Source organism: Caldanaerovirga acetigignens (assembly GCF_900142995.1).
Classification (GTDB): domain Bacteria; phylum Bacillota; class Thermosediminibacteria; order Thermosediminibacterales; family Thermosediminibacteraceae; genus Fervidicola; species Fervidicola acetigignens.
Genome location: NZ_FRCR01000014.1, coordinates 18,601 through 40,256, shown reverse-complemented (window position 1 = coordinate 40,256; position 21,656 = coordinate 18,601). Strand labels below are relative to the sequence as shown.

Sequence of the window (21,656 nt, the reverse complement as noted above, 5' to 3'; positions counted from 1 at the left end):
CTCCGCTTTGAGTTCATCCGCCAGGTCGGTAGCCTTAAGAATAGAGTACTTGGTATCTTAGATAGGATTTTCCCAGAATACCCCGGCTGCTTCTCCGACGTATTTATCCGGACTTCAAAGGAGCTGCTTAAATCTTATCCGGCGCCGGAAGAGTTGGCTGAAGTGGACCTTTCAGAGTTATCTGCTTTCCTTAAAGAACATTCCCGCGGCAGTTTCGGTGAAGAAAGAGCTAAAAAGATTCAATCTCTGGCTAAAGGAACCTTCGGTATTACCATCGCTCTGGACGCTTTCTCCCTTCAGCTTCGTTTGCTGATTGAGCAAATTGAATTTATTGAAGAACAGATAAAGGTTATCGAGGACGCTATTAACGAAGTTATGGAGGAGCTTCGTCCCAGTAAAGAGACACCTTATCGCCACGTAATTGAAACTATTCCGGGCATTGGCCCTGTCCTTGCTGCTGCAATTATCGGTGAGATAGGTGATATTTCCCGTTTCCCTAACCCCCGGGCTCTTGTAGCCTATGCTGGTTTAGATGCTACTGTAAGGGCTTCTGGATTGTTTGAGGGTACTCGTAACCGCATGTCCAAACGTGGTTCCCCTGTTTTAAGAAACAGCTTGTGGTTAGCTGCGGTTTCAGCCCGTCGGTTTAACCCAGAGTTGAAAGCTTATTATGAGCTAAAACGCAGCCAGGGAAAGCATTTAAATGTTGCTACAGGAGCCGTAGCAAGAAAACTTGTTCACTTGATTTATTCTCTTTGGAAGGATAACCGGCCTTATGACCCGGATTATCAATGGTCTCCACCCGGCAACAATGCATGAACAGAATTTCCATGTGATTGTCAAAAATTTTTGCTATAACCTATTGACTTTTCATAGCACGTCTTAATTTAAATTTTGATATACTTCATCTTGATTACTTTTTTTGTTTTCTATATCTTCATAATCATCACCTCTGTTATCTTTTATTATATTATCAATATTCTCTATAATTGTGTTATTTCCTTCCATTTTTCCTAAATAACCCATTCATGGGGTTGAATAGTCCAAAATTCGGAATGAATAACCGAAGTAGAGTTATTTATTCCGAATACATTTATCTCTCAATCGAAATCAGTGTCCTGTATCAAAAGTATGTATATTCTGTATATGAAGAATATGTCACTCTTGGAAATTACTGAAAATATCTTTGTACTCTTCAAACTTATATCTACTCATCTGGGCGGTTTTAGTGTAACCATAAAAATCTATTTCGTAAGATCTTCTGCTTACTTCCTTAACTCGCTTTATTTTATCTATATTTATTATAAAGGACCTATGAACCCTCACAAAATTTGCTGGTAGCACTTTCTCCAGCTCAATAAGCAATTTGTCTATTTTATAAATGCTCTCCTTAGTATGAATCAAGGTGGTTTTTCCTTGCCTTTCAATGAATATTACATCATTCGGCTTTAAAAATAGTATTTCATTACCCATTTTGAGCCTTATTCTATAAGAACTTTTAAGCAAATTTTCTCCTTTCATCACTACTTTTGTCGCCAAAGTAGATATTATCTCCTTTATCCTCTCTCTTATAAAAGGCTTGAGTATAAAATCATCAGGGGTTACCTGAAAGGAGTCAATAGTATATTGGGGATAGCCCAATAAAAATACAATATAGGTTTTGGGATTGAGCTTCTGCATTATCTTTGCTATATATATGCCGTCTAACCCTTCTTCAGCTTCAAGCTCTATATAGATTAACGCAATATCAAAAGACCGCTTCTCTGCGATGTTCACCGCCTCACTGGTAGAACTAACATCAAAAATTTTACTCACGAGGGGATTCGTAGATACCAGTTCCTTTAAAGATTCCCTGATATGATCTTCGTCTGCCAGAATAAGTACATTTACCATAAAAACCGGTCTCCCTTCCTGAACTTGAATTTCCCTCTCTCTAATATATTCGTTTTAGATTGCCAAAAGGTTCCCTCAAGACAAAATTTTTTAATAACCCAGCTAGGATTAAGCTCAGGAAGCTCATATAAAAAATAAGAAATGCGTTGAAAGCATTCCCGTTCCGAAAAATATTTTATCCACTTCTGGATCCGCTCGAACCACCTCTTTATGGTATTCCAGATAAAAGTAATAGGCTACCGCCGCTAGAACGGCGCCATAAAGATAAGGAACTTCATCCCGAAAATGCTGCTGCCGAGTCTGCCGGCAAGGAAAATAAGATCTACGTCGAATCCATCGAAAACCCCCCGCACCTGCCGGTTATTTTGCCGTCATCGCAGGAAAGTTCATATCGTTTCCTATCACATCGCCTCCCAGGCGGCCCCGAGCGTAATCATGGCCGATTTCCACCCTGAGGTCTTTCCCGAAGACTACCCCTCCTATCCTGCCTTCCAGAAATTTGCCTTCTTTGTCTTTCTTCAGATTTATATCGGCACCTATTATGGGACCTCCCAGCCTGCCGTAAATGCTGGCATCGTCCATCCTGCATTCCAGGCTGTATCCCCCTATCGGCCCTCCGATGCGGCCGTATATGGTATTCACATTTTTCCCTCCATTGCAGATTCACAACACAATTGACTCAGCTATGTTCGCAACCCCCCGCTCCGCACATAAGTCATTCCTCTTGAAAAAGAGTTTCCAGCTTTACGACATAGACTTCATTTAAACACTTTCGTTAAAAGAATGTTTCGTATATCATCGTGAAGCGTTTCATATTTTGGATCATTGAGGTCTTCTTTGGTAATCCAAGCGAATTCGGAATGTTCATCATTCAGTTTGAGCGAAGAAATATCATCGTTTTTCGGTTTAACAAGATACGTAAACACAACTCGGTATATATCTTCATCTCCACTTTTACTTTTTAAATTCCTAACTGATAGCTCTTCCAACAATTCCACATCCAAATTAATTTCCTCTTTTGCTTCTCGATACAAACCTTGAACGGGAATTTCATCATATTTTATTTTTCCTGCGGGAACATTCCAGACATTCGGAGCGACCTTGCAATGTGCTGCACGTTTGGTCAAAAGAACCTTTCCTTCATGCAACAATATGATTTCAACAGAAATTCGATAATTAGGATACATAAGAACTCCTCCCGCTTTTATTTACCTGATTATTATATTTGGAGAATACATGCTTGCAACATGTTCACTCCAAAAAATTGAACCCGCTAAATCAGTGTATTTTCGATCTTTTCTTGCAAGAGAGATTTCATTATCTCTAATCACAATTAAATCATTTTGAAGCAAAGAACCAGGCTCTACAGGGAAATCTTGCTGTGCATCTGCTCCGCATTTGTCAAAATAAATTTTTCGGTCAAGTTTACCCATGAAAAAAGCATAAATCATTCATTTCAAATCCATATAATTGAAAGGGGGTGTTCACGGCCGATAGTTAATTATATCTTACTGATAATACTGCTGAGGACTCTCACGAATTTCTCCTTCACCTTCTCGGATACTTCCAGGACTTCGGCGTGGGATAAGGGTTTATCCAGAATTCCTGCCGCCATGTTGGTGATGCAGGAAATCCCGAGTACCCTTATGCCCATCTGCCGGGCGGCGATGACTTCCGGAACCGTAGACATACCTACCGCATCGGCCCCGATGGTTTTTAGCATCCGTATTTCCGCCGGCGTCTCGTAGGAGGGCCCTCTCATGAAAGCATATACCCCTTCTTTATATTCAACTCCAATTTCTTCGAAAGCCGTCTTTGCCTTTTGCCTGAGCCCCTCATCGTAAGCATAGGTCATATCGAAGAATCTGGGCCCTATTTCAGGAATCTCTTCTCCTGCCGCCGGGTTCTCACCCGACATGTTGATATGGTCCTTTATCACCATGAGGTCTCCGGGGCAGAAGCTCTCATTTATCCCGCCAGCGGCATTGGTAACTATTAGCACCTTGATGCCCAGCAGCCCCAAAACCCTTACTCCGAAGACCACCTTCTCTATCGGATATCCCTCGTAAAGGTGAAACCTACCCTGCATCACCGCCAGGTTCCTGCCTTTTACCCTCCCGAAGACCAAATTCCCCTTGTGCCCTTTTACCGTGGAAACTGGAAATCCTGGTATTTCGGCATAAGGTACTACTACCCTTTCCTCCAGCCCGTCGGCAAAATCCCCAAGACCGCTGCCGAGTATAACACCGATTTTGGGCTGCAACATAACGCGGTATTTTATGTATTCGGCTGACTTTTTGAGTTCACCATAATAACTCATAAGTTATTCACCTCCTCTTCTCAAGCACCTATTCTCCTCGCCTTTTCAAAAAGAATTCATCTCGATTTATTTTTTTAACTCATTATTGGCCTTTTTAAAATTTTTTCCTTAAAACTTCTTCCATTGGGAAGCTTTTCGCACCCCAGAAGGTCTGCTATGGTCTGGCCGATATCCGAAAATGTCGAAAGGATGCCCAGATTCACTCCCTTTTTAATCCCGTCTCCGGCAACTAAAACCGGAATGTATTCCCTTGAATGGTCGGTGCTCGGCGTCGTCGGGTCGCAGCCGTGGTCCGCCGTCAGGATTATTACATCGTCGCTTTTGAGTTTCTCCACAATCTCCAGCAGTCTTCCGTCGAAATCCTGAAGAGCCCTGGCGTACCCATGTGGGTCGTTCCTATGGCCGTAGAGCATGTCATAGTCAACCAGGTTTGCCATGACAAGTCCCCGCTCCATCTCGTCCATGGCCCGGAGTACCTTGTCAACTCCGTCCATATTTCCTTCGGTGTGGTATTCCCTAGTTATCCCCTGGCCCGCAAATATGTCCCATATCTTCCCCACGGCGAAAACATCCATCCCGGCTTTTTTTACCTTGTCGAGCAACGTCTCCTCGGGGGGCTTCAGGGAAAAATCCCTGCGGTTGTAGGTCCTCACGAAATTTCCGGGAGTGCCGACGAAAGGCCTTGCTATGACCCTGGATACCGCATGGTCGCCCTTGAGTATTTCCCGGGCAATCATGCACATCTCGTACAGCTTTTCAATCGGAATAACTTCTTCGTGGGCGGCTACCTGGAAAACCGAGTCGGCGGAAGTGTAGACGATGGGATATCCGGTCTTCATGTGTTCCTCCCCCAACTCGTTTATTATCTGCGTACCGGAAGCCGGCCGGTTCCCAAGGGTTTTCGTGCCTATCCTCCTTTCGAATTCTTCCATCACTTCGGGAGGAAATCCGTCAGGATAAACGGGGAAGGGTTTTTCCAGGATTATCCCCGCAATTTCCCAGTGACCTGTGGTGGTGTCCTTTCCGGCGGACCTTTCCGCCGCCTTGCCGTAAGAAGCCTCCGGTCTTTCCGCCGGCGGTACTCCCTCTATCTCGACTATATTCCCGAGGCCCATTTTTTGCAGATTAGGCAGATCCAGTCCTCCGACAGCTTTTGCCGTATTGGCCAGGGTATTGCTGCCTTCGTCGCCGTATAAGGCAGCGTCGGGGAGTTCTCCGGCCCCGACACTGTCCAGCACAATAAGTATCACCCTTTTTACCGGCATCTTCTCCCACCGCCTTTCAAAACTCTTCTACATTTTCTGCGGTAATCCTCGCCCATATAAGTTTTCTCTTTTCCACCTTCTCAGGAGAAAGCCGGAAAGCTTCACGCACTTCTTCTAATGCCCACCCGAGCTTTCCTTCATCGTTGGCGTATACTACCGCAAGGGGTTTCCCTTTTTCTACCCAGTCTCCGACTTTGCCGCCGAGCCATATCCCTACCGAATGGTCTATTTTGTCTTCCTTTTTCTGCCGCCCGGCGCCAAGTTTCATAGCCGCAAGGCCGAGCCTTAACGCATCTATACTTTCTATCCAGCCGTCATGCGGGGCTGTTACTTCTTCTCTGAATCTTGCTTGCGGAAGCAGCGAATAATCTTCCACTACTTTTGGATTGCCTCCCTGGCTTTTTATTATTTCCTTAAATTTCTCAATGGCCTTCCCACTTTTTATGCTTTCGTTAAGTTTTTCTTTGGCCCTTTTCCTGTCATTTTCAATTCCAGAAAGCGCCATCATCTCAGCGCCGAATTCCAGCGAAAGGTTTAAAAGGTCCTCGTGTCCCTTGCCCTTCAAGACTTCCGCCGCTTCTATGATTTCTAAAGCATTTCCTATGGCCATCCCGAGGGGCTGGTCCATGTCCGTAACGTAAGCTACCGTGGGCTTTCCGGCGAGATTCCCTATTTTAACCATGGTTTTTGCAAGTTCAACAGCGTCCCCGTATTTTTTCATGAACGCCCCCCTTCCGAATTTCACATCAAGGATTATCTTGTCGGCACCACCAGCTATTTTTTTACTCATTATAGAGGATGCAATAAGAGGAATGGAATCCACAGTAGCCGTTACATCCCGGAGGGCATAGAGCATTTTGTCCGCCGGTACCAAATCTTTCGACTGTCCGGCAATAGCCGCACCTATTTGGTTAATTATCCTTATAAATTCTTCTTTGGAAAGCTCGGTTTTGAATCCCGGTATGGATTCTAACTTGTCTATGGTCCCGCCGGTGTGACCGAGTCCCCGGCCTGAAAGCTTTGCTACTTTTACCCCTACCGACGCAGCAAGGGGAATCAGCACCAGGGTGGTAGTGTCTGCTATCCCGCCGCTGGAGTGCTTATCCACCTTTATTCCTTCTATGGCTGAAAGGTCCACCATTTCCCCAGACCGGGCCATCGAAAGGGTAAGTTCAGTCACTTCCTCCTCGTCCATACCCCTAAAGTACACCGCCATCAACAAAGCGGCCATCTGGTAGTCGGGAATTTCTCCTTTTACGTACCCTTCTATCATAAAGCGGATTTCATCTTTTGATAATTTTCCCCCGTTTCGCTTTTTTTCAATGAGTTCGGGAACGAAAAACATTATGGGCTTCCTCCCTTCAAAATCAGAGTTTAAAACCGTACGGCAGTAGTTCCTCAGGCCTCGTGCGCATTATTTTGGAGCCATCCCTGTTGGAAAGTATAATCAGTGCATTTGGCAAAAGCTCCAGCATTACCTGTCGGCATGCACCGCACGGTGAAACAGGCTCATCAATGTCCGCAACCACGGCAAGAGCATCAATGTTTCTCTTCCCCTCGGAATAGGCCTTGAAAATCGCCACACGCTCTGCACATACGGTAAGTCCATAAGACGCATTTTCAATGTTGCACCCCGTAAATTCCACACCGTCCGAAGTTAAAACACACGCCCCTACTCTGAATCCAGAGTATGGAGCATAGGCCTTTTCCATAGCTTTTTGAGCCTTTTTTATCAAGCGCTTTTCCTCCACCGCAAAAAACCTCCTATTTTCTCCTGCGTACAATGTAAAACCTAAACTTTTCAGGCGAAAAGAAATTGGATGAGTAAAAAATGGGATTGTCATTTTCATCGTAGTGAAGTTGCTCTAAAAGCAAAACTACGGCATTCCTTGATTTCATGTTCAGCTTTTTATGAACACCGGCCACCTTTGCATCCACAGGCAATATGTCCGAAACTGCATAAGATATATATATGCCGAGGTCATCCTGAAGGTAGTCAAAAAGCGATTCCTTTTCCAGCTTGAATTCTCCTTTCACGAACTTAGCGGGTACCCTGTCTATGCAAAAAAGCACCGGAACTCCATCGGCCGTCCTTACCCTTTCGACTCTATAGATTTCCTCTTCTTCGGGGATACCCATCATCGAAGCTTCTTTTTCCGAAGGTCTCACTTTTTTTATGACCACATCGGTAGTGCCGGCTTTCATGCCCTGTCTTTCGATGAGTTTTGTTATGCTGACTAGTTCCTCCATGCCGCTTTTTATGAATGGTATTTTAGAGACAAATGTTCCAACGCCGTGGTACCTTTTTATCAACCCCTCCTCCTCAAGAATGCGGAAGGCTTCCCGCAATGTTGCCCGGCTCACGCCGAGTAACCTTGAAAATTCTATTTCGGAAGGAAGTTTTTCTCCCTCCTTCAGCTCTCCTTTTAATATCATTTCTTTGATTTTCTTAACTGCAATTTCATATCGCGTGGGGCAAAGCATCCTTTATGCAACTCCTTATGGAAGATTGTTAGATTATTTCAATCCTCTCTCGTAAGGGACACCGCTTGCCGCAGGACTGGTGGATTTTTTTACGACACCGGTCAGAACAAGAAGCGTCAATACATAAGGAATCATTTTTATGAACTGGTACGGCACGACTCCTCCTTCTACCACTCGGAAACTCAACGCCTCAGAAAAACCGAAAAGCAGCGAAGCCCAAAGGGCCCCTTTCGGTTCCCAGTTGCCGAAAATCATAGCTGCCAGTGCGATAAACCCTTGCCCCTGGGTCATCCCCTCCACATACATACCCGTGTGCTCAAGGGCCAAGTACGCACCGGAAAGTCCAGCAAAAATGCCGCTCAAAAGCACTCCTGCATATTTCATCTTGAAAACATTGATGCCCAGGGTATCAGCAGCTAAAGGATTTTCCCCCACAGAGCGAAGCCTTAAACCGAAGACCGTTCTGTGTATGACGAAACTCGAAATAGGCACCAAAAGCAAAGTTAGTATAATAACGGGGGATATATCATTAACCAGAGGTTTCAGGGGCTCTATTCCGGAAAGCACCGGTATGTTTATCTTTGGAAGGCCCGATACGTGAGGGCTGGTGGTGGCCATATTAAATATTGCCAAGCTCAAAAAACGAGTACTCCCGTAAGCCAGGATGTTTATGGCCACACCGCTAACCACCTGGTCTACCCGAAAAGTAACGGTGTTTATCGCATGGATAAGCGCCATGAACATACCCGCTGCCATCGCAGTGATTAAACCAAAATACGGGCCGTAATAATACGCTCCAAGAGCCCCCCAAAAGGAACCCACTATCATCATGCCTTCCAGGCCTATATTTACCACACCGGATCTTTCTGTAAAAACGGCCCCCAGAGCTGTAAGCAGTATGGGCACTGCCATCCTCAAGCTCGATGCAAGGAGTTCTCCTATTAACATAGCCGTACCTCCTCCTTCTTTTCAAGCCTCTTTATATAGTCGTTCATAATTTTAGTTATTACAACGATAGACATTATCATCACGGCCTGGAGGATTGATATCGTTTCCCTGGGTACGCCCAGCAAGGTCTGAATTCCCTCCGCACCTCTTTTCAAAAAACCGAAGAGAATGGCGGAAAAGATTATGCCGAACGGATTGTTCTGTGCAATGAGTGCCACAGCGATGCCGTCAAATCCGTAGTTGCGCGGGAAATCCATGTCCATGTATCCGAAATAGCTCATAAGGTCCGAAAGGCCTACAAAGCCTGCCAAGGCCCCGCTCAACAAAAAGCCGATTATATATACCCGCTCAGGGCTTATCCCCGCTGTTCTTGCTGCTTCCCGGTTCTGTCCCACCGCTCTCAGCTCAAAGCCAAAAGGAGTATACATTAAAAGATAATATATCAGTGCCGCTGTTAAAATTCCCAGTGGAAAAAACCAGTTCAGGTACACGTGCCTCGGGAGCTGTAAGCCGAAAAGCCCGAGAAAACCGTGGAGTTTTGGCATCATGGCCGACGGGCTCAGTTTCGGCGTCCTTGCTAAAATACTTCCCAATCCCTGAATCAACTTTTGCGACCTGTCTATAAATAAATCCGCGATAAGGTAGTGGATAAGGGAGTAGGAAATGTAATTCAACATTATCGTGCTTATTACCTCATGAACTCCTCTTTTCACCTTAAGAAAAATCGGTATAAAGGCCCACAGCATCCCACCGACGGCCCCGCAAAGAATTACCAGGGGAAGATGTATGGCCGCAGGCAATCCCTTTATGGAAAACCCGGCTAAAGCTGCAAAAAACGCCCCTATCAGGTACTGGCCCTCTACCCCTATATTAAACAGCCCCATCCTGAACCCTACGGAAACGGCAAGGCCCGAAAAAATAAGCGGCGTAGCGTTATAGAGAATTATGGCGACGCTGTCCATCCTGCTCAAACTGAATTTAAACATGGTATAAAAGACCTGGAGCGGACTTTTGCCTATGGAGAGAATCACAATAGAGCTAATTAAGGCCGAAAGCACTATTGCAAGCATCGGTGCCAGCATCCTTAGCAAGGCTATATAAAAACCCTTTTTCATTTTGCTTCACCTGCCCCTTTTTCTCCTCCGAGCATGTACACTCCTATATCTTCCGGCGTTACTTCCTCCGGCCTGAACTCGGCCGTTATCTTGCCGTTATATATTACTCCTACCCTGTCAGAAATAGAAAGCACCTCTTCCAAGTCTGCAGAAATAAAAAGGATTGCACTGCCTTTTTTGCGCATTTTCAAAAGCTCCTTGTGCACGAATTCAGCCGCACCTACATCAAGCCCCCTCGTGGGTTGAGAAGCTACAATTATTTTAGGACCCCGGGAAAGTTCACGCCCGAGTATCACTTTTTGCTGATTGCCGCCGGACAGACCTTCGATGGACTGCTCGATGGAACTTAGCCTAACCCCGTATTCTTCTACCTTATTTTTCGTAAACCCCCTAATGGCTTTGAGGTTTAAGGACCTTCCTCTCAGAAAATCCTTCTTTGTGTGGTACCCCAGCATCATATTTTCCCACACCTTCATCGGCAATACGAGGCCTTGCCTATGCCTATCTTCAGGGATGAAGGCTACCCCCAGGTTCCTTATTTCTTTTATAGAAAGACCTGCAATGTCCCTTCCGCAAACCCTTATCCTTCCAGCCGAGGCCGTTCTCAATCCTATTATTGCCTCAGCCAATTCTTTCTGACCGTTGCCTTCAATGCCGGCTATTCCGTAAATTTCACCACCCCGAATTTTTAGGGAAATGCCGTTCACCAACGGCCTCCCGGAGCTTTCTTTCACAACGAGATCCTCTATCGAAAGAAGTACCTCTCCTACATCGAGCGGTTCTTTATCCAACCTCATCATGACGGGTTTTCCCACCATCATCCGCGCCAGGTCTTCTTTTGTCACCTGTGAAGGAATAGCGGTGCCCACTACCTTGCCGCGTCTCAGAACGGTTATGTGGTCGGCGATTTCCAGCACTTCCTCCAACTTATGGCTGATGAAGATAATAGTTTTTCCTTCACTTTTTAGCCTGCGCAGGTTGTTAAAAAGTTCCCTCACTTCTTGAGGGGCCAATACCGCAGTAGGTTCATCCAGCACCAAAATGTCGGCCCCTCTGTAAAGCACCTTCAATATCTCCACCCTTTGCGCCTGTCCCACCGATATTTCTTCCACCCTGGCATCCAGGTTCAGGGAAAAATTATAAAGTGCGAGCAGCTCCTCTACTGCCTTGCGGCATCTTTTTTCATCCAAGGCAATTCCCGAGCTTTTTTCCGCGCCCAATATTATGTTTTCTAAGACTGTAAACCGATCTACCAGCATAAAATGTTGATGGACCATCCCTATTTTTAGCTCTATCGCCCTTCCGGGGGAATTTATCTTTTCTCTTTTCCCAAAGATGTAAATCTCACCTTCATCCGGCTGGTATATACCGGCAAGAATTTTCATAAGAGTGCTTTTGCCAGCGCCATTTTCGCCAACAATTGCGTGAATTTCTCCCTTTTCAACTTCAAGATCTATCCTGTCATTTGCTACAATTCCTGGAAATCGTTTTGTAATTTTTTTCAAAACAACAGCCTTTTCCAACGTAACACCTCCGTTTGGGGATTGCAAAGAAGGGGTGACACGGCCAATGCCACCCCTTCGAGTATTATTTAAAATTGTTCTTTAAAAATTCATTGTACTCATTTTTGTCTACCGGCACCTTGATTTCGCCCTTTATAATTTTCTCTTTTATTTCTTCGAGTTTTGACTTAATGTCGGCTATCAGCTCTTTGTTGTAATCGTTCTCAGCATAACCTACGCCATCTTCTGTAAGTCCGAAAACCTTGTATCCGCCTTTAAAATTGCCTTCAACCAAAGATTTGATGGTTTCGTATACCGCAACGTCTACTCTTTTAAGCATACTGGTGAGGATAAACGGCCTTTGTGCTTCACTGGCGCTCAGCGACTGGTCCGAATCAACTCCAATGGCAAATTTCTTCTCGGCTGCCGCAGCCTCTATAACGCCCACACCCGAAGCGCCCGATGCATGGTACACCACGTCGGCACCTTTTTTGAACTGATTGAGCGCCAATTCTTTTCCTTTTACCGGATCTTTGAAGGCATCCCCAGTAGTTCCAATGTAGTCGGAATAAATTTCTATGTTCGGATTGACATACTTGGCACCCGCCATATAGCCAACTTCGAACCTCTCAATGAGAGGTGACTTCATTCCGCCCACAAAGCCGATTTTTCCGGTCTTGGACTTCAAGGCCGCTGCTGCTCCTACAAGGAATGACCCTTCGTGCTCTTTAAAAAGCAGACACGCCACGTTGGAATTCTCGTCAAGGCCGTCGATCGCACCGTCTATAAGTGCGAATTTTACATTCGGGAATTCCTGAGATACTTTTTGGATGTGCTCTGTAAAAAGAAACCCAACACCGAAAATCAGGTCAAAGCCGTTTTCCGCAAGGAGCCTTAGGAGCTGCTCCCTATCCTGGCCGCCCGCTGATGGCTCCCTGTAGTCCACTTCGATTTTGTCCGCAAATTCCTTTGCTGCCCTTTCCAACCCTGCGTAGGCACTGTCATTAAAAGAAAGATCTCCGCGTCCGCCTACGTCAAAGACGAGACCTATTTTCAACTTTTCTTTGCCTTCTTGCTGCTGGCCCTGTTGCTGATTTTTATTTCCAGAGCAACCTGCAAGCAGCGCCGCTACCATTATCAGCACGAGAGCGATTGCTAAAATTTTTCGGCCGTTCACCAAAACCCCTCCCAAAAGAAAAGATTAATTGGGCAGTTAAACTTTTTATAAGACTTTTTTTACTATCAATCCCCCCCTCAACCGGATGTCTGACATCTGACCATTGATATTTTATAATTTTCTATACAATTTGTCAAGCAAAAATAAAAGACCGGCCTTTTGCCGGCCCCATTAATGAAAGTTTTGACCTTCCATATACTTTTTTGAAAGCCTTACGTACTCCTCAGCGTTCTTTTTTATGGCTTCTAACTGCTCTTTAGTAAGTTCCCTTATCACCTTCGCCGGAACTCCTAAAGCAAGGCTATAAGGCGGAATCTCCTTCCCCTCGGGCACCAAAGATCCGGCACCCACCAGTGCCCCTTCGCCTATCACCGCACCATCTAGCACTATTGCCCCCATACCTATCAGGGCGTTGTCTTTTACCGTGCAGCCGTGCAAAATGGCGTTGTGGCCTACCGTGACGTTATCCCCTACCGTGACCGGATGCGTTTCCGTGACGTGGATTACCGTTCCGTCCTGAATATTGGAATTTGCCCCTATCTTTATGCCGTTTATGTCCCCCCTTATGACAGCCCTGTGCCACACGCTAGAATTTTCTCCGATGGTCACGTCGCCAATGACATCGGCGGTTGGAGCAATAAAGCAGCTTTTGTGGATGTTAGGTTTTTTGCCATTGAATTCTTGGATCACCTTCCAATAACCCCTTTCCATCAAGTTTTCTATTCAAATATTTCTTTTAAATTCACGGTAAACCCTTCTAACACTTTGGATTCCATTACATTCTCTTTTGCGTAGATCTCCGGCGCTTCGTATTCCTTAATTTCGTTTTGCTTGTAAATCATAGCGGTCTTATTTTCGGGATTGACAATCCAGTATTCCTTCACACCGTGTCTTTCATATAAATTAAGCTTCTTTATGTAATCCATCGATGCGGACGAATTCGACACTATTTCAACTATCAGGTCAGGAGCTCCCTTACATCCTCTTTTATCTAACTTGGATTTATCGCATACTACTAGTATATCGGGCTGCACTACGGTTTTTACTTCCTCGTCTTCTTCATCTCCCTCAGGCAGTCTCACATCAAAAGTCGCGCTGAATACTTCGCACCGCTTGCCTTCCAGGAAAAGGTCAAACCTCACTAACAACTTTCTCAGTACTCTTTGATGTTGCACAGAGGGCGAAGGGTTCATGTCGTAAGCAATACCGTCTATTAATTGCCATCTTCCATCATCGGTCCAGGATAAATAATCCTTATAAGTGTATTTGTCCTTTTTTCTGCTTTCGGATTTCACAAAAACACCTCTTAAATGTGACTAACGTCATACATATTTTATCACAAAATGATAAAATATAGAAAAGCGTAAAGTCATAAATTTTTGGGGGTAAGATTATGGAAAAAAATAACCATAGGCCAGGAAAAATTCCGCCTAAAAGCCGGCCAGATGATAGTAATGCCCGCAGGAGTCCCTCATGCCCTTTACGCGGCCTAAGACCGTCATCGGAAGGAAGGTCCAAAACTGCCATCCACCGGCAAGTTACCCCGTTGTCGAAAAAATTTTAAAAAACTTCAAAGAAGGCAAAAAAGACGCAGAGGAATTCTGGATAAATCTGAAGGGTAAATTAATTTACATCCGGTATTTTGCCGTGAGGGACGAAGAAGGAAATTACGTTGGGACTCTCGAAGTAACGCAGGAAATAGGCCGCATAAAGGAACTTCAAGGCGAAAAAAGACTTCTGGAGGATTAAAAATCCGCCCCTTATAGGGGCGGATTTTTACGTTCTTTCAAAAAATACGGCAAGAGTCCCCGGTCCCGCATGGGCCCCTATCACAGGCCCTATCCAGGAAATTACTACATCTTTCGGGTTATATCTCTGTTTAATCTCCATTGCTAGTTCCTTTGCACCTTCTTCGTCGTCGGCGTGGCTTATCCCAACCACTTGATTTTCAAAATTTTTTGCTCTTTCTCCCATTATTTCCAGCATCCTCTTTAAGGCGTTCTTCTTCCCCCTCACTTTTTCAAGGGGTTCAATGCCGCCATCTACTAAGTGCAAAATCGGTTTTATATTTAAAAGCCCGCCGACGAAGGCCTGGGTGGCAGAAAGCCTGCCTCCCCTTTTTAGATGCTCAAGGGAATCTACAGTAAAAATATGTTCCATCCTGCTGGCGTAAGACTCGGATTCCCTTGCTATCTCTTCCGGCAAATAGCCTTCAACGGCCATTCTAGCAGCTTTAATCACGACCAAACCAAGCCCTAGGCTTGCACACTTTGAGTCTATGATAATCACTTTTTCCGGTTCGGGCATATTGTTTTTCGCCACGATGGCCGCCTCATAGCTTTTGGTGAGTTTTGCAGAAAGGCCGATCACTATCGGCGTCATCCCATTTTCCAGGCATTCTTTAAAACAATCCATGAACCTCGCCACATTAACCTGTGAAGTGGTAGGAAGTATCTTTCCCTTTCGCATTAAATCGTAAAACTCCCTGATATCAAGACTGGATATATCCTTCTCCGGGTTATCCTTTAACGCAACCGGCATTTCAAGAACTTTAATCGGTAGGTCTTTCAATGTCCCTTCCGGGAAATCACAAGAGGTATCGGTTATTATCACGCTTTTTATCATAATATTCCCCCTTTTCACAAATTCATTTATCGCCAAAAATCAGTCCTGTTGACTTTTTCTAGTCCTTCCATCCCTTGACGAATAGTCTCAAATTCATAGCCTTCGCTTTGTAAATACTCAATTATCCATGGCAGTATTTCTAACGTAGTCTTCTTAGAGTCTAGATCGTGCAAAAGGAGCACTACCGGGTTTTTACCTTTTGTCGTCCGCCGTACGGCTTCTTTCATCTGGTCTTTTGAAAGAGGTGGTTTCGCCGCATCGCCGCAAGAAGCGTTCCAGTCTACGTATATATACCCCTCTTCTTTGAGTTTATCGGCAATCTTTTTCATTATGTCCTTTCCGCCAAACCTCAAGCTGACCAGGTTGTCGGAGCCGCCGGGAAAGCGCACTATTTTAGGTCTTATGCCCGCCGCCTCGTAAATCATTTCCTCCTGCCTCTTAAGGTCCGCCATAAAGTTTTCCACCGAAGAATAGATTATCTCGTATCGATGGCTATAGGTGTGATTCCCCAGTGCATGGCCATCCTCATAAATCATTTTCAACATTTCCTTCAAATTTTTTTTATTCCAGCCGTTAACGAAAAAGGTAGCCTTGATCCCGTATTCTTTCAGGATTTCCAGTATCTCGGGCGTATTGTAACTAGGCCCATCATCGAAAGTGAGGTAGGCTACCTTGCTTTTTTTACGCTCCCAAGTGGGAGATACTTTCCTTCCAAGAAGTCTCCTGACTAGCAGCGTATTTAGTTCGCCTGCGTCAAACCGGTCTTCCTCGCTATTTTGAGGTTCGTCTGCTATAAATTCTACCACGCTCTGTTTGGGAGAATACACCTCATTTCCTATATGAGAAAAATAACCATCGGTGTAAAAAGCCAAAGCCGTCCCGAAGATAAATCCGAAAATTGCAGTCAAAACAAACAATGTAAAAAGACCCCTCTTACCTTCAACCCCCATCAATTATCAGCTTCTTTCACCAATTTCTATCTTAATTAAGAATCATATCAATTTAGCGACACGTTGTAAACAGGTTTATTTTGCAAGTTCCCTGTATATTTCCACAACCCTTTTTTTTAGCACGGGATGCACAAAATCAGGTTCTATCTCGGCAATCGGCCCCATCACGAAAGTCCTATTGTGGGCATCGGGATGAGGTACTGTCAGCCGTTCGTCCCTTATTACCCAATCCTCGTAAAAAATGAGGTCGAGGTCTATGTTGCGGGGACCCCAGCGAATTCTTCTCTCCCTCCCCATCTCTTTTTCTATAACAAGCAGCACATCCAGAAGTTCCATGGGCGAAAGTTCAGTTTCCACAAGGCAGGCGGCATTTAAAAATTTGTCCTGATCTTTATATCCATAAGGCTCTGTTTCGATGATTGAAGACATCTTTACGATTTTTATGCCCCGCCGCTTCATCTTTTCTACCGCTTCGGCAATGTTCCTTCTCCTGTCCCCTAAATTGCTCCCCAGGGCTATGAATGCCTTTGGCATTTTACCGCCTCCACGAGGGCTAAGACCCGCCGGTTTTCCTTTACATCGTGCACCCTCACAATATCTACGTCATTCAGCGCACATAAAGCAGTCACAGCAAGGGTCCCTTCCAACCTTTCTTCTGGTGGCAAATCCCCCAAGGCCTTCCCGATAAAAGTCTTCCTCGATGCCCCAATAAGTAGCGGCTTTTTCAAACTCTTAAACTCTTTCAGCCGGCTTAAGATTTCCAGGTTATGCTCGTAACTTTTCCCAAATCCCATTCCGGGGTCCAGAATGATGCCCTCGGGTCTTGCTCCCGAAGCAATGGCGAATTCCATCCTCTCGCAAAAGTACTCGGCAATTTCCTTCACAACATCGCCGTAATGGGGATTTTTTTGCATATCTCTGGGTGTCCCTTTTATGTGCATAAGCACCAGGGGAGCCTTATATTCGGCCACTATCTTTACCAGATTTTCATCAAACTGAAGGCCGCTTATGTCGTTTATTATGTCCGCCCCGGCGTCCAATGCCTCCTTAGCTACTCTTGCCCTGTAGGTATCTACCGAAATGGGAATCTGAGGAAATTCTTGCCGGACGGCTTTTATCGCAGGAACCACTCTCTTTAATTCCTCCTCTTCTTCTACAGGCTCCGAACCAGGGCGGGTCGAAAGTCCTCCTATATCCAGTATGTCGGCCCCGTTTTCTACCATATCGGAAGCCGCCTCAAGGACTTCCTTTAAGCCTTCTTTTCTCGAACCTGCAAAAAACGAATCTGGAGTGACATTTATTATACCCATAAGCCTTGTGCTTTCGAAAGTTATCCTTCGTCCCCATGGACTTTCGATGTGATCAGGCCTTTTTGTTTTAAAGTATTCGTCCAGTTCCTCCCTTAACTTTTTTAAGCCGAAGTAATTCACCTTTTCTAGTTTATTAAGCAAAGCCTCATAATGCTTTTTTGTTCCCATCAAGATTATGTCCGACATTTCCGCTTTGCAGTCCACGGCATTTTTATGAACCACCGCATCCCCGCCAAGGGAAAGCATTTCCTGCTTTATTACATTCGCTCCCGGCGATGGCACATCGAAAACCTTCAGCAATATGATATCCGCTTTCCTCTCGAAAATAGGAAAGGATGCAGGATGAGCATTTACCTTTTCCATTTCGGCTCTCAAATAATCACGCGAAATCTCAATTATCATCTTGAATCCACCCCTTTTCCACGCACGCAAAAGCATCGTGATTGTGGATGCTCTCAAAACTCGTAACCTGTACCTTATACCATTCTATCCTCTCATCCCTTTCTAACTCTAAAGCTGCATCTCGGGTCACATCTTCTACGAACTTAGCATTTCTATAAGCCATTTCCGTCACGAATTTTTCATCGGGCCTTTTTAGGAGGGTGTATATAGGACAACTGGCGCTCTTTTCGGCTATCTCCGAAAGGTCTTCAAACCATATCATCTTTTTTGACCTGACGTAAATCTCCACCACTGCCCGCTGATTGTGCGCCCCGCTTTCGCTTATCTCCTTAGAGCACGGACACAGGGTATGCACTGGAACCTTCACTCCCATGGTTATGGTGGACTTAATGTCGCTCTCGGCCTCTATAAAAGCTTGTATTTTCATTGGGGAGGAAAGCCCGGAAATCGGGGATTTTTTCCATATAAAATAAGGAAAGCACATCAAAAGATAACTTTTTTCAGCCTGCAGCTTTTCCTTTATTTCGGAGAGAATTTCTAAAAGGGCAGCCGGGCTCAACATTTCAAGGTCATTTAACACTTCCACGAACCTGCTCATGTGGGTTCCCCGCACATCATGCCTCAAATCGACGGAAAGACTTATCTTCGCAACCGTGTACTGGTGGCCCCTCGCTTTATCAAGCACTTTTAAAGGCCACTCTATGTTTTTAACTCCTACCTTTTTTAAAGGAACCCGCCTTTCGTCTCTTTCACTTTGAACGTCCTTCAAGGTTTTCACCCCTGTAGATGACCCCACTTGTTTCGGTCTCCCAGACCTGCACCTCGTAAAGCCTGCAATTTTCCCTTCTCACGCCTTCTTCCAGTTGCTGCCACACCCAAACAGCAATATTTTCGGCAGAAGGCTGCTTTACTATGTCGTTTATGTATGAATGGTCGAGTTTTTTCAATACCTTTTCATTCACAATCTCCTTCAGCTCCAAAAAATCCATTATCATTTCTTCCCGGTCCGGAACTCCCTCCAGCACCACCACCAGCCTGTAGGTGTGGCCGTGAAGTTTTTCGCACTTGCCCTTATAGCTCACCAGGTTGTGGGCTGCGTCAAATTTGAACTCCTTTATCAAAAACAACTTCTCATCCCATCCTTTATCTTAATTTCACTTGCTTTTCTCACAGAAATACTGCCGGTTGTTCTCATAAAATTTTGTTATCAAACCATTATCCAGAAGGTACCCAATGTAGGCCATCACCGTAAGGTTCATCAGATAATACTGGGTCATCGTAGTCATCTCTATTTTAAACCTGTCGCAAACCCCTTTGAGCACTTCCTCTGCCGTACGGGGCTCTTTTAAAAGACAAGTGATATACTCGATCGTATCTTTTATCCTTTGCCGGTTTGCTTCCACCACCGGCTTTATGTCATCCACAGGGGCCCCGTGGGCGGGGACGAAAAAAGAAGCAGAGGTTTTTTCTAAAAGTTCCAAAGTCGCCAGGGCCTTTTCAATATGGGCGTTCAGCGGTACACCGTGCTTTTCTATGTATTCAGGCGCTATCACAGCATCGGCACAAAAGAGAACGCCGTCTACCTTTATTCCAATCTGGCCCAGCGTGTGCCCGGAAAGGTCCACTACTTCCACTTCGATTCCCTCTATATTATGCGACCCCGGCTCCAAAACCCCGTCCACTTTGACCTGAGGCGCAAAAAGGAATTTGTTCCTCAAAGGCGCAGGCGGGTAGGCTCCGGAAAATAGGTAAAGCGGCTCCCATACAGGAAATTCCAGGGCAGTCTTTTCAAAGGCGCTCGAGTACACCTTCGCTCCCGTGGCTTTTACGAGGTAGGGTGCTCCGCCGCTGTGGTCGGCATGGGCGTGGGTTATTATTATACCCTTTAGCTCAAATCCGCTTTCTTCTACAACCCTTTTTGCCTTTCGGGAAACGCTGTCGTCGATGCCGGCGTCCAAGAGCAGCGCGCTGCCGTCATCAGCCGCGATAAGCCCCATGTTTACCGCACCGTCGATATAAAAGACGTTATCTTTTATCTTGTTTAGCTTCAAGTTCTCACCTTCTAGGCTAATCTTTTTAGTTCTTGAGCCCCAGGAATACTATACCCGTTTTCTTTCCCATTCCCAGGCAGTCTTTATTATAAATCCCAGGTCATCGTACCGGGGCTTCCAGTCCAGCCTTCCCCGAATCTTTTTCGAGTCGGCCACCAGCTCCGGCGGGTCACCGGCCCTGCGGGGCGCATACTCCACCGGAAAGTTCACACCCGTCACTTTTTTTGCCTCGTCCACGACTTCCTTCACCGAATAGCCCCTGCCGTAACCGCAGTTAAAGGTGTCACTTTCCCCGCCCGACAGAAGGTAATCCAAGGCGAGAATATGCGCCTGGGCTAGGTCCATCACGTGGATGTAATCCCTTATACAGGTGCCGTCCCGGGTTGGGTAGTCGCTGCCGTATATGTATAGCTTGTCGCGTTTTCCGCAGGCAGTTCTCACGCATACTGTTATGAGGTGGGTGGCATCGGGCTTCGTCTCTCCTATTTGCCCTTCGGGGTCAGCGCCGGCCACGTTGAAGTACCTGAGCGATACGTACCTGAAGTCCTCAGCCGCCGAAAGGTCTCTCAGCACTGCTTCCACGGCAGCCTTGCTCCTTCCGTAAGGATTTACAGGGTTCAAGGGGTAATCTTCCGTAATGGGCATCTTGTCCGGCTCGCCGTAGACCGCAGCCGTTGAGGAAAAGATAAATTTTTTTACTCCGCACTGCCTCATGGCTTTCAGTATGTTTATCGCTCCGCAAGTGTTGTTTTCATAATATAAAAGCGGCTTTTTGACCGACTCCGGCACTATAATCTTCGCCGCAAAGTGCATCACCATATCGGGCCTGAAATTTTCCATAGCATCCTTCAAGGTCTTATAGTCCAAAATGTCGCCTTCCACCAGCTTGCCCGAAAGCACGGCCTTTCTGCTGCCGGTCGAAAGGTTGTCGTAGACCAACACCTCATGGCCCCTTTCGCCAAGAAGCTTTACCACGTGGCTTCCTATATAGCCCGCTCCTCCGGTAACAAAAACCCTTGCCATTAATTTTTCTCCTCTCACAAAAGCAAATATTTTCAAATTTCTTCTAGGAAATTACAAAAGTCCAGTAATTCGTTTTCGGTGGCGTTAAAAAGGTCGAATTTTGGGGATTTCAGTAGCCATCTGCCTTAACAGTTCTTGATGCCAATTGCCTCCTGTAGATTTAGTTTCATTGACATTCTCCGCTATAAGCTCGAAAACTCTTTCAAGACCGCTGTAGAAATCATGTAGGTTCAAAGCCACACTGTCCAAGTAGAGGGGATCCGAGGATTCCTTAGCCCGGATCCATGCTTTTTTTGCTCTTTCGATACACATTTTGATCTCAGAAATTTCTTGTTTTATTCGCCCTGATAAGGTTAAATACCTGCTATTCATAATTCTTTTTCTTCCCGAATAATTTTCTCTTTTAACGAAAATAGACAGCAGCTTTTTCTGCAACCTCCCAAGCCCTTTTATACCTTTCCTCAAGGGCTTCTTTTTCTTTAAAAAGTTTTTCCCTTAAGCCTTTTTTGTACTTCTCGAGTTCCTCCGAAGACATTTCTTTAACCGTTCTATCCATTCTTCCACCTCGAATCCATCATACCAGGTTTAGTA

27 protein-coding genes and 2 pseudogenes are annotated in these 21,656 nt (G+C 45.5%); 3 read left to right on the top strand and 26 right to left on the bottom strand.

Translation table 11 applies throughout. The features are described 5' to 3' along the window. Positions 1 to 819: IS110 family RNA-guided transposase (locus BUB66_RS10090; RefSeq protein ID WP_073258143.1), on the top strand; the 819-nt coding region annotated here is incomplete at its 5' end. A gap of 63 nt (positions 820 to 882) precedes the next feature. Here BUB66_RS10090 and BUB66_RS12665 read toward each other — a convergent pair. The 16 genes from BUB66_RS12665 to BUB66_RS10015 form a co-directional block, all read right to left on the bottom strand. Then, positions 883 to 1,008 carry a hypothetical protein gene (locus tag BUB66_RS12665; protein WP_280144553.1) on the bottom strand — a complete coding sequence of 42 codons (126 nt, stop codon included), beginning with the start codon at positions 1,006 to 1,008 and terminating at the stop codon, positions 883 to 885. A gap of 150 nt (positions 1,009 to 1,158) precedes the next feature. After that, complete coding sequence (locus BUB66_RS10085) at positions 1,159 to 1,893, bottom strand: LytR/AlgR family response regulator transcription factor (protein WP_073258141.1); 735 nt, start codon at positions 1,891 to 1,893, stop codon at positions 1,159 to 1,161. Positions 1,894 to 2,253: 360 nt separating this feature from the next. Continuing rightward, on the bottom strand, positions 2,254 to 2,535 hold the full coding sequence (locus BUB66_RS11915) for a hypothetical protein (RefSeq protein ID WP_084098983.1): 282 nt from the start codon (positions 2,533 to 2,535) through the stop codon (positions 2,254 to 2,256). Between the two features lie 116 nt (positions 2,536 to 2,651). Then, a complete protein-coding gene (locus BUB66_RS10075) occupies positions 2,652 to 3,080 on the bottom strand; it encodes an NUDIX domain-containing protein (protein WP_073258139.1) in 429 nt (142 codons plus the stop codon). 21 nt (positions 3,081 to 3,101) lie between these two features. After that, a complete protein-coding gene (locus BUB66_RS10070; protein WP_073258137.1) occupies positions 3,102 to 3,344 on the bottom strand; it encodes a hypothetical protein in 243 nt (80 codons plus the stop codon). Positions 3,345 to 3,394: 50 nt separating this feature from the next. After that, positions 3,395 to 4,213: a purine-nucleoside phosphorylase gene (locus tag BUB66_RS10065; RefSeq protein WP_073258135.1), complete on the bottom strand. Its 819-nt coding sequence runs from the start codon at positions 4,211 to 4,213 to the stop codon at positions 3,395 to 3,397. Positions 4,214 to 4,287: 74 nt separating this feature from the next. After that, on the bottom strand, positions 4,288 to 5,478 hold the full coding sequence (locus BUB66_RS10060) for a phosphopentomutase (protein ID WP_073258133.1): 1,191 nt from the start codon (positions 5,476 to 5,478) through the stop codon (positions 4,288 to 4,290). A gap of 16 nt (positions 5,479 to 5,494) precedes the next feature. After that, entirely contained in the window at positions 5,495 to 6,823 is a 1,329-nt protein-coding gene (locus tag BUB66_RS10055) for a pyrimidine-nucleoside phosphorylase (protein ID WP_073258131.1), read from the bottom strand. A gap of 22 nt (positions 6,824 to 6,845) precedes the next feature. Then, a complete protein-coding gene (locus tag BUB66_RS10050) occupies positions 6,846 to 7,229 on the bottom strand; it encodes a cytidine deaminase (protein ID WP_073258129.1) in 384 nt (127 codons plus the stop codon). 13 nt (positions 7,230 to 7,242) lie between these two features. Continuing rightward, positions 7,243 to 7,962: a GntR family transcriptional regulator gene (locus BUB66_RS10045; protein WP_073258127.1), complete on the bottom strand. Its 720-nt coding sequence runs from the start codon at positions 7,960 to 7,962 to the stop codon at positions 7,243 to 7,245. A gap of 33 nt (positions 7,963 to 7,995) precedes the next feature. Then, on the bottom strand, positions 7,996 to 8,910 hold the full coding sequence (locus tag BUB66_RS10040; protein ID WP_073258125.1) for an ABC transporter permease: 915 nt from the start codon (positions 8,908 to 8,910) through the stop codon (positions 7,996 to 7,998). Beyond that, positions 8,904 to 10,025, bottom strand: coding sequence for an ABC transporter permease (locus BUB66_RS10035; RefSeq protein WP_073258123.1), 1,122 nt, complete (start codon positions 10,023 to 10,025; stop codon positions 8,904 to 8,906). Before BUB66_RS10035 ends, BUB66_RS10040 begins: the two co-directional genes overlap by 7 nt. Beyond that, a complete protein-coding gene (locus BUB66_RS10030) occupies positions 10,022 to 11,548 on the bottom strand; it encodes an ABC transporter ATP-binding protein (protein WP_073258121.1) in 1,527 nt (508 codons plus the stop codon). Before BUB66_RS10030 ends, BUB66_RS10035 begins: the two co-directional genes overlap by 4 nt. Before the next feature lie 64 nt (positions 11,549 to 11,612). Then, positions 11,613 to 12,704 carry a BMP family lipoprotein gene (locus tag BUB66_RS10025; RefSeq protein WP_143156271.1) on the bottom strand — a complete coding sequence of 364 codons (1,092 nt, stop codon included), beginning with the start codon at positions 12,702 to 12,704 and terminating at the stop codon, positions 11,613 to 11,615. Positions 12,705 to 12,875: 171 nt separating this feature from the next. Next, on the bottom strand, positions 12,876 to 13,394 hold the full coding sequence (locus tag BUB66_RS10020) for a gamma carbonic anhydrase family protein (RefSeq protein WP_188092898.1): 519 nt from the start codon (positions 13,392 to 13,394) through the stop codon (positions 12,876 to 12,878). 29 nt (positions 13,395 to 13,423) lie between these two features. Then, a complete protein-coding gene (locus tag BUB66_RS10015) occupies positions 13,424 to 13,999 on the bottom strand; it encodes a Uma2 family endonuclease (RefSeq protein WP_073258117.1) in 576 nt (191 codons plus the stop codon). Between the two features lie 105 nt (positions 14,000 to 14,104). Between BUB66_RS10015 and BUB66_RS12775 the strand changes: the two are divergent. Both BUB66_RS12775 and BUB66_RS10005 read left to right on the top strand, forming a co-directional pair. After that, positions 14,105 to 14,197: pseudogene (locus tag BUB66_RS12775) on the top strand (cupin domain-containing protein); the annotation flags it as partial. After that, positions 14,184 to 14,453, top strand: a pseudogene (locus tag BUB66_RS10005) (PAS domain-containing protein); the annotation flags it as partial. The pseudogenes BUB66_RS12775 and BUB66_RS10005, both read left to right, overlap by 14 nt. A 27-nt stretch (positions 14,454 to 14,480) precedes the next feature. Here BUB66_RS10005 and BUB66_RS10000 read toward each other — a convergent pair. The 10 genes from BUB66_RS10000 to BUB66_RS12175 form a co-directional block, all read right to left on the bottom strand. Further along, positions 14,481 to 15,329 carry a DegV family protein gene (locus BUB66_RS10000; protein ID WP_073258115.1) on the bottom strand — a complete coding sequence of 283 codons (849 nt, stop codon included), beginning with the start codon at positions 15,327 to 15,329 and terminating at the stop codon, positions 14,481 to 14,483. 26 nt (positions 15,330 to 15,355) lie between these two features. Further along, on the bottom strand, positions 15,356 to 16,246 hold the full coding sequence (locus tag BUB66_RS09995) for a polysaccharide deacetylase family protein (protein WP_159431528.1): 891 nt from the start codon (positions 16,244 to 16,246) through the stop codon (positions 15,356 to 15,358). A 108-nt stretch (positions 16,247 to 16,354) separates the two neighbouring features. Next, the gene (gene folK, locus BUB66_RS09990; RefSeq protein ID WP_073258111.1) at positions 16,355 to 16,813 is read right to left on the bottom strand and encodes a 2-amino-4-hydroxy-6-hydroxymethyldihydropteridine diphosphokinase; all 459 of its coding nucleotides are present in this window, start codon (positions 16,811 to 16,813) and stop codon (positions 16,355 to 16,357) included. After that, the gene (folP, locus tag BUB66_RS09985; RefSeq protein WP_073258109.1) at positions 16,795 to 17,991 is read right to left on the bottom strand and encodes a dihydropteroate synthase; all 1,197 of its coding nucleotides are present in this window, start codon (positions 17,989 to 17,991) and stop codon (positions 16,795 to 16,797) included. Before folP ends, folK begins: the two co-directional genes overlap by 19 nt. Beyond that, entirely contained in the window at positions 17,981 to 18,760 is a 780-nt protein-coding gene (gene folE2 / locus BUB66_RS09980) for a GTP cyclohydrolase FolE2 (RefSeq protein WP_073258107.1), read from the bottom strand. The genes folP and folE2 overlap by 11 nt, the downstream gene beginning before the upstream one ends. Beyond that, positions 18,741 to 19,118 carry a 6-carboxytetrahydropterin synthase QueD gene (gene queD / locus BUB66_RS09975; RefSeq protein WP_073258105.1) on the bottom strand — a complete coding sequence of 126 codons (378 nt, stop codon included), beginning with the start codon at positions 19,116 to 19,118 and terminating at the stop codon, positions 18,741 to 18,743. Before queD ends, folE2 begins: the two co-directional genes overlap by 20 nt. Positions 19,119 to 19,145: 27 nt before the next feature. Further along, complete coding sequence (locus BUB66_RS09970) at positions 19,146 to 20,042, bottom strand: MBL fold metallo-hydrolase (protein ID WP_073258103.1); 897 nt, start codon at positions 20,040 to 20,042, stop codon at positions 19,146 to 19,148. A gap of 48 nt (positions 20,043 to 20,090) precedes the next feature. Beyond that, positions 20,091 to 21,065, bottom strand: a complete 975-nt coding sequence (gene galE, locus BUB66_RS09965) for a UDP-glucose 4-epimerase GalE (protein WP_073258101.1) — start codon at positions 21,063 to 21,065, stop codon at positions 20,091 to 20,093. An 84-nt stretch (positions 21,066 to 21,149) separates the two neighbouring features. After that, positions 21,150 to 21,500: a ribonuclease toxin HepT-like protein gene (locus tag BUB66_RS09960; RefSeq protein WP_188092897.1), complete on the bottom strand. Its 351-nt coding sequence runs from the start codon at positions 21,498 to 21,500 to the stop codon at positions 21,150 to 21,152. Further along, positions 21,469 to 21,621 carry a hypothetical protein gene (locus BUB66_RS12175; protein WP_159431527.1) on the bottom strand — a complete coding sequence of 51 codons (153 nt, stop codon included), beginning with the start codon at positions 21,619 to 21,621 and terminating at the stop codon, positions 21,469 to 21,471. The genes BUB66_RS09960 and BUB66_RS12175 overlap by 32 nt, the downstream gene beginning before the upstream one ends. Positions 21,622 to 21,656: the final 35 nt, after the last annotated feature.

Bases quoted from the DNA above. Each gene is read 5' to 3' on its own strand.
- BUB66_RS10070 (WP_073258137.1), bottom strand. From the start codon at position 3,344: ATGATTTATGCTTTTTTCATGGGTAAACTTGACCGAAAAATTTATTTT.
- BUB66_RS10045 (WP_073258127.1), bottom strand. From the start codon at position 7,962: ATGCTTTGCCCCACGCGATATGAAATTGCAGTTAAGAAAATCAAAGAA.
- BUB66_RS10065 (WP_073258135.1), bottom strand. From the start codon at position 4,213: ATGAGTTATTATGGTGAACTCAAAAAGTCAGCCGAATACATAAAATAC.
- BUB66_RS12665 (WP_280144553.1), bottom strand. From the start codon at position 1,008: ATGGAAGGAAATAACACAATTATAGAGAATATTGATAATATAATAAAA.
- BUB66_RS12175 (WP_159431527.1), bottom strand. From the start codon at position 21,621: ATGGATAGAACGGTTAAAGAAATGTCTTCGGAGGAACTCGAGAAGTAC.
- BUB66_RS10040 (WP_073258125.1), bottom strand. From the start codon at position 8,910: ATGTTAATAGGAGAACTCCTTGCATCGAGCTTGAGGATGGCAGTGCCC.
- BUB66_RS10085 (WP_073258141.1), bottom strand. From the start codon at position 1,893: ATGGTAAATGTACTTATTCTGGCAGACGAAGATCATATCAGGGAATCT.
- BUB66_RS10035 (WP_073258123.1), bottom strand. From the start codon at position 10,025: ATGAAAAAGGGTTTTTATATAGCCTTGCTAAGGATGCTGGCACCGATG.
- galE (WP_073258101.1), bottom strand. From the start codon at position 21,065: ATGGCAAGGGTTTTTGTTACCGGAGGAGCGGGCTATATAGGAAGCCAC.
- BUB66_RS10060 (WP_073258133.1), bottom strand. From the start codon at position 5,478: ATGCCGGTAAAAAGGGTGATACTTATTGTGCTGGACAGTGTCGGGGCC.
- folK (WP_073258111.1), bottom strand. From the start codon at position 16,813: ATGCCAAAGGCATTCATAGCCCTGGGGAGCAATTTAGGGGACAGGAGA.
- folP (WP_073258109.1), bottom strand. From the start codon at position 17,991: ATGATAATTGAGATTTCGCGTGATTATTTGAGAGCCGAAATGGAAAAG.
- BUB66_RS10055 (WP_073258131.1), bottom strand. From the start codon at position 6,823: ATGTTTTTCGTTCCCGAACTCATTGAAAAAAAGCGAAACGGGGGAAAA.
- BUB66_RS10075 (WP_073258139.1), bottom strand. From the start codon at position 3,080: ATGTATCCTAATTATCGAATTTCTGTTGAAATCATATTGTTGCATGAA.
- BUB66_RS10000 (WP_073258115.1), bottom strand. From the start codon at position 15,329: ATGATAAAAAGCGTGATAATAACCGATACCTCTTGTGATTTCCCGGAA.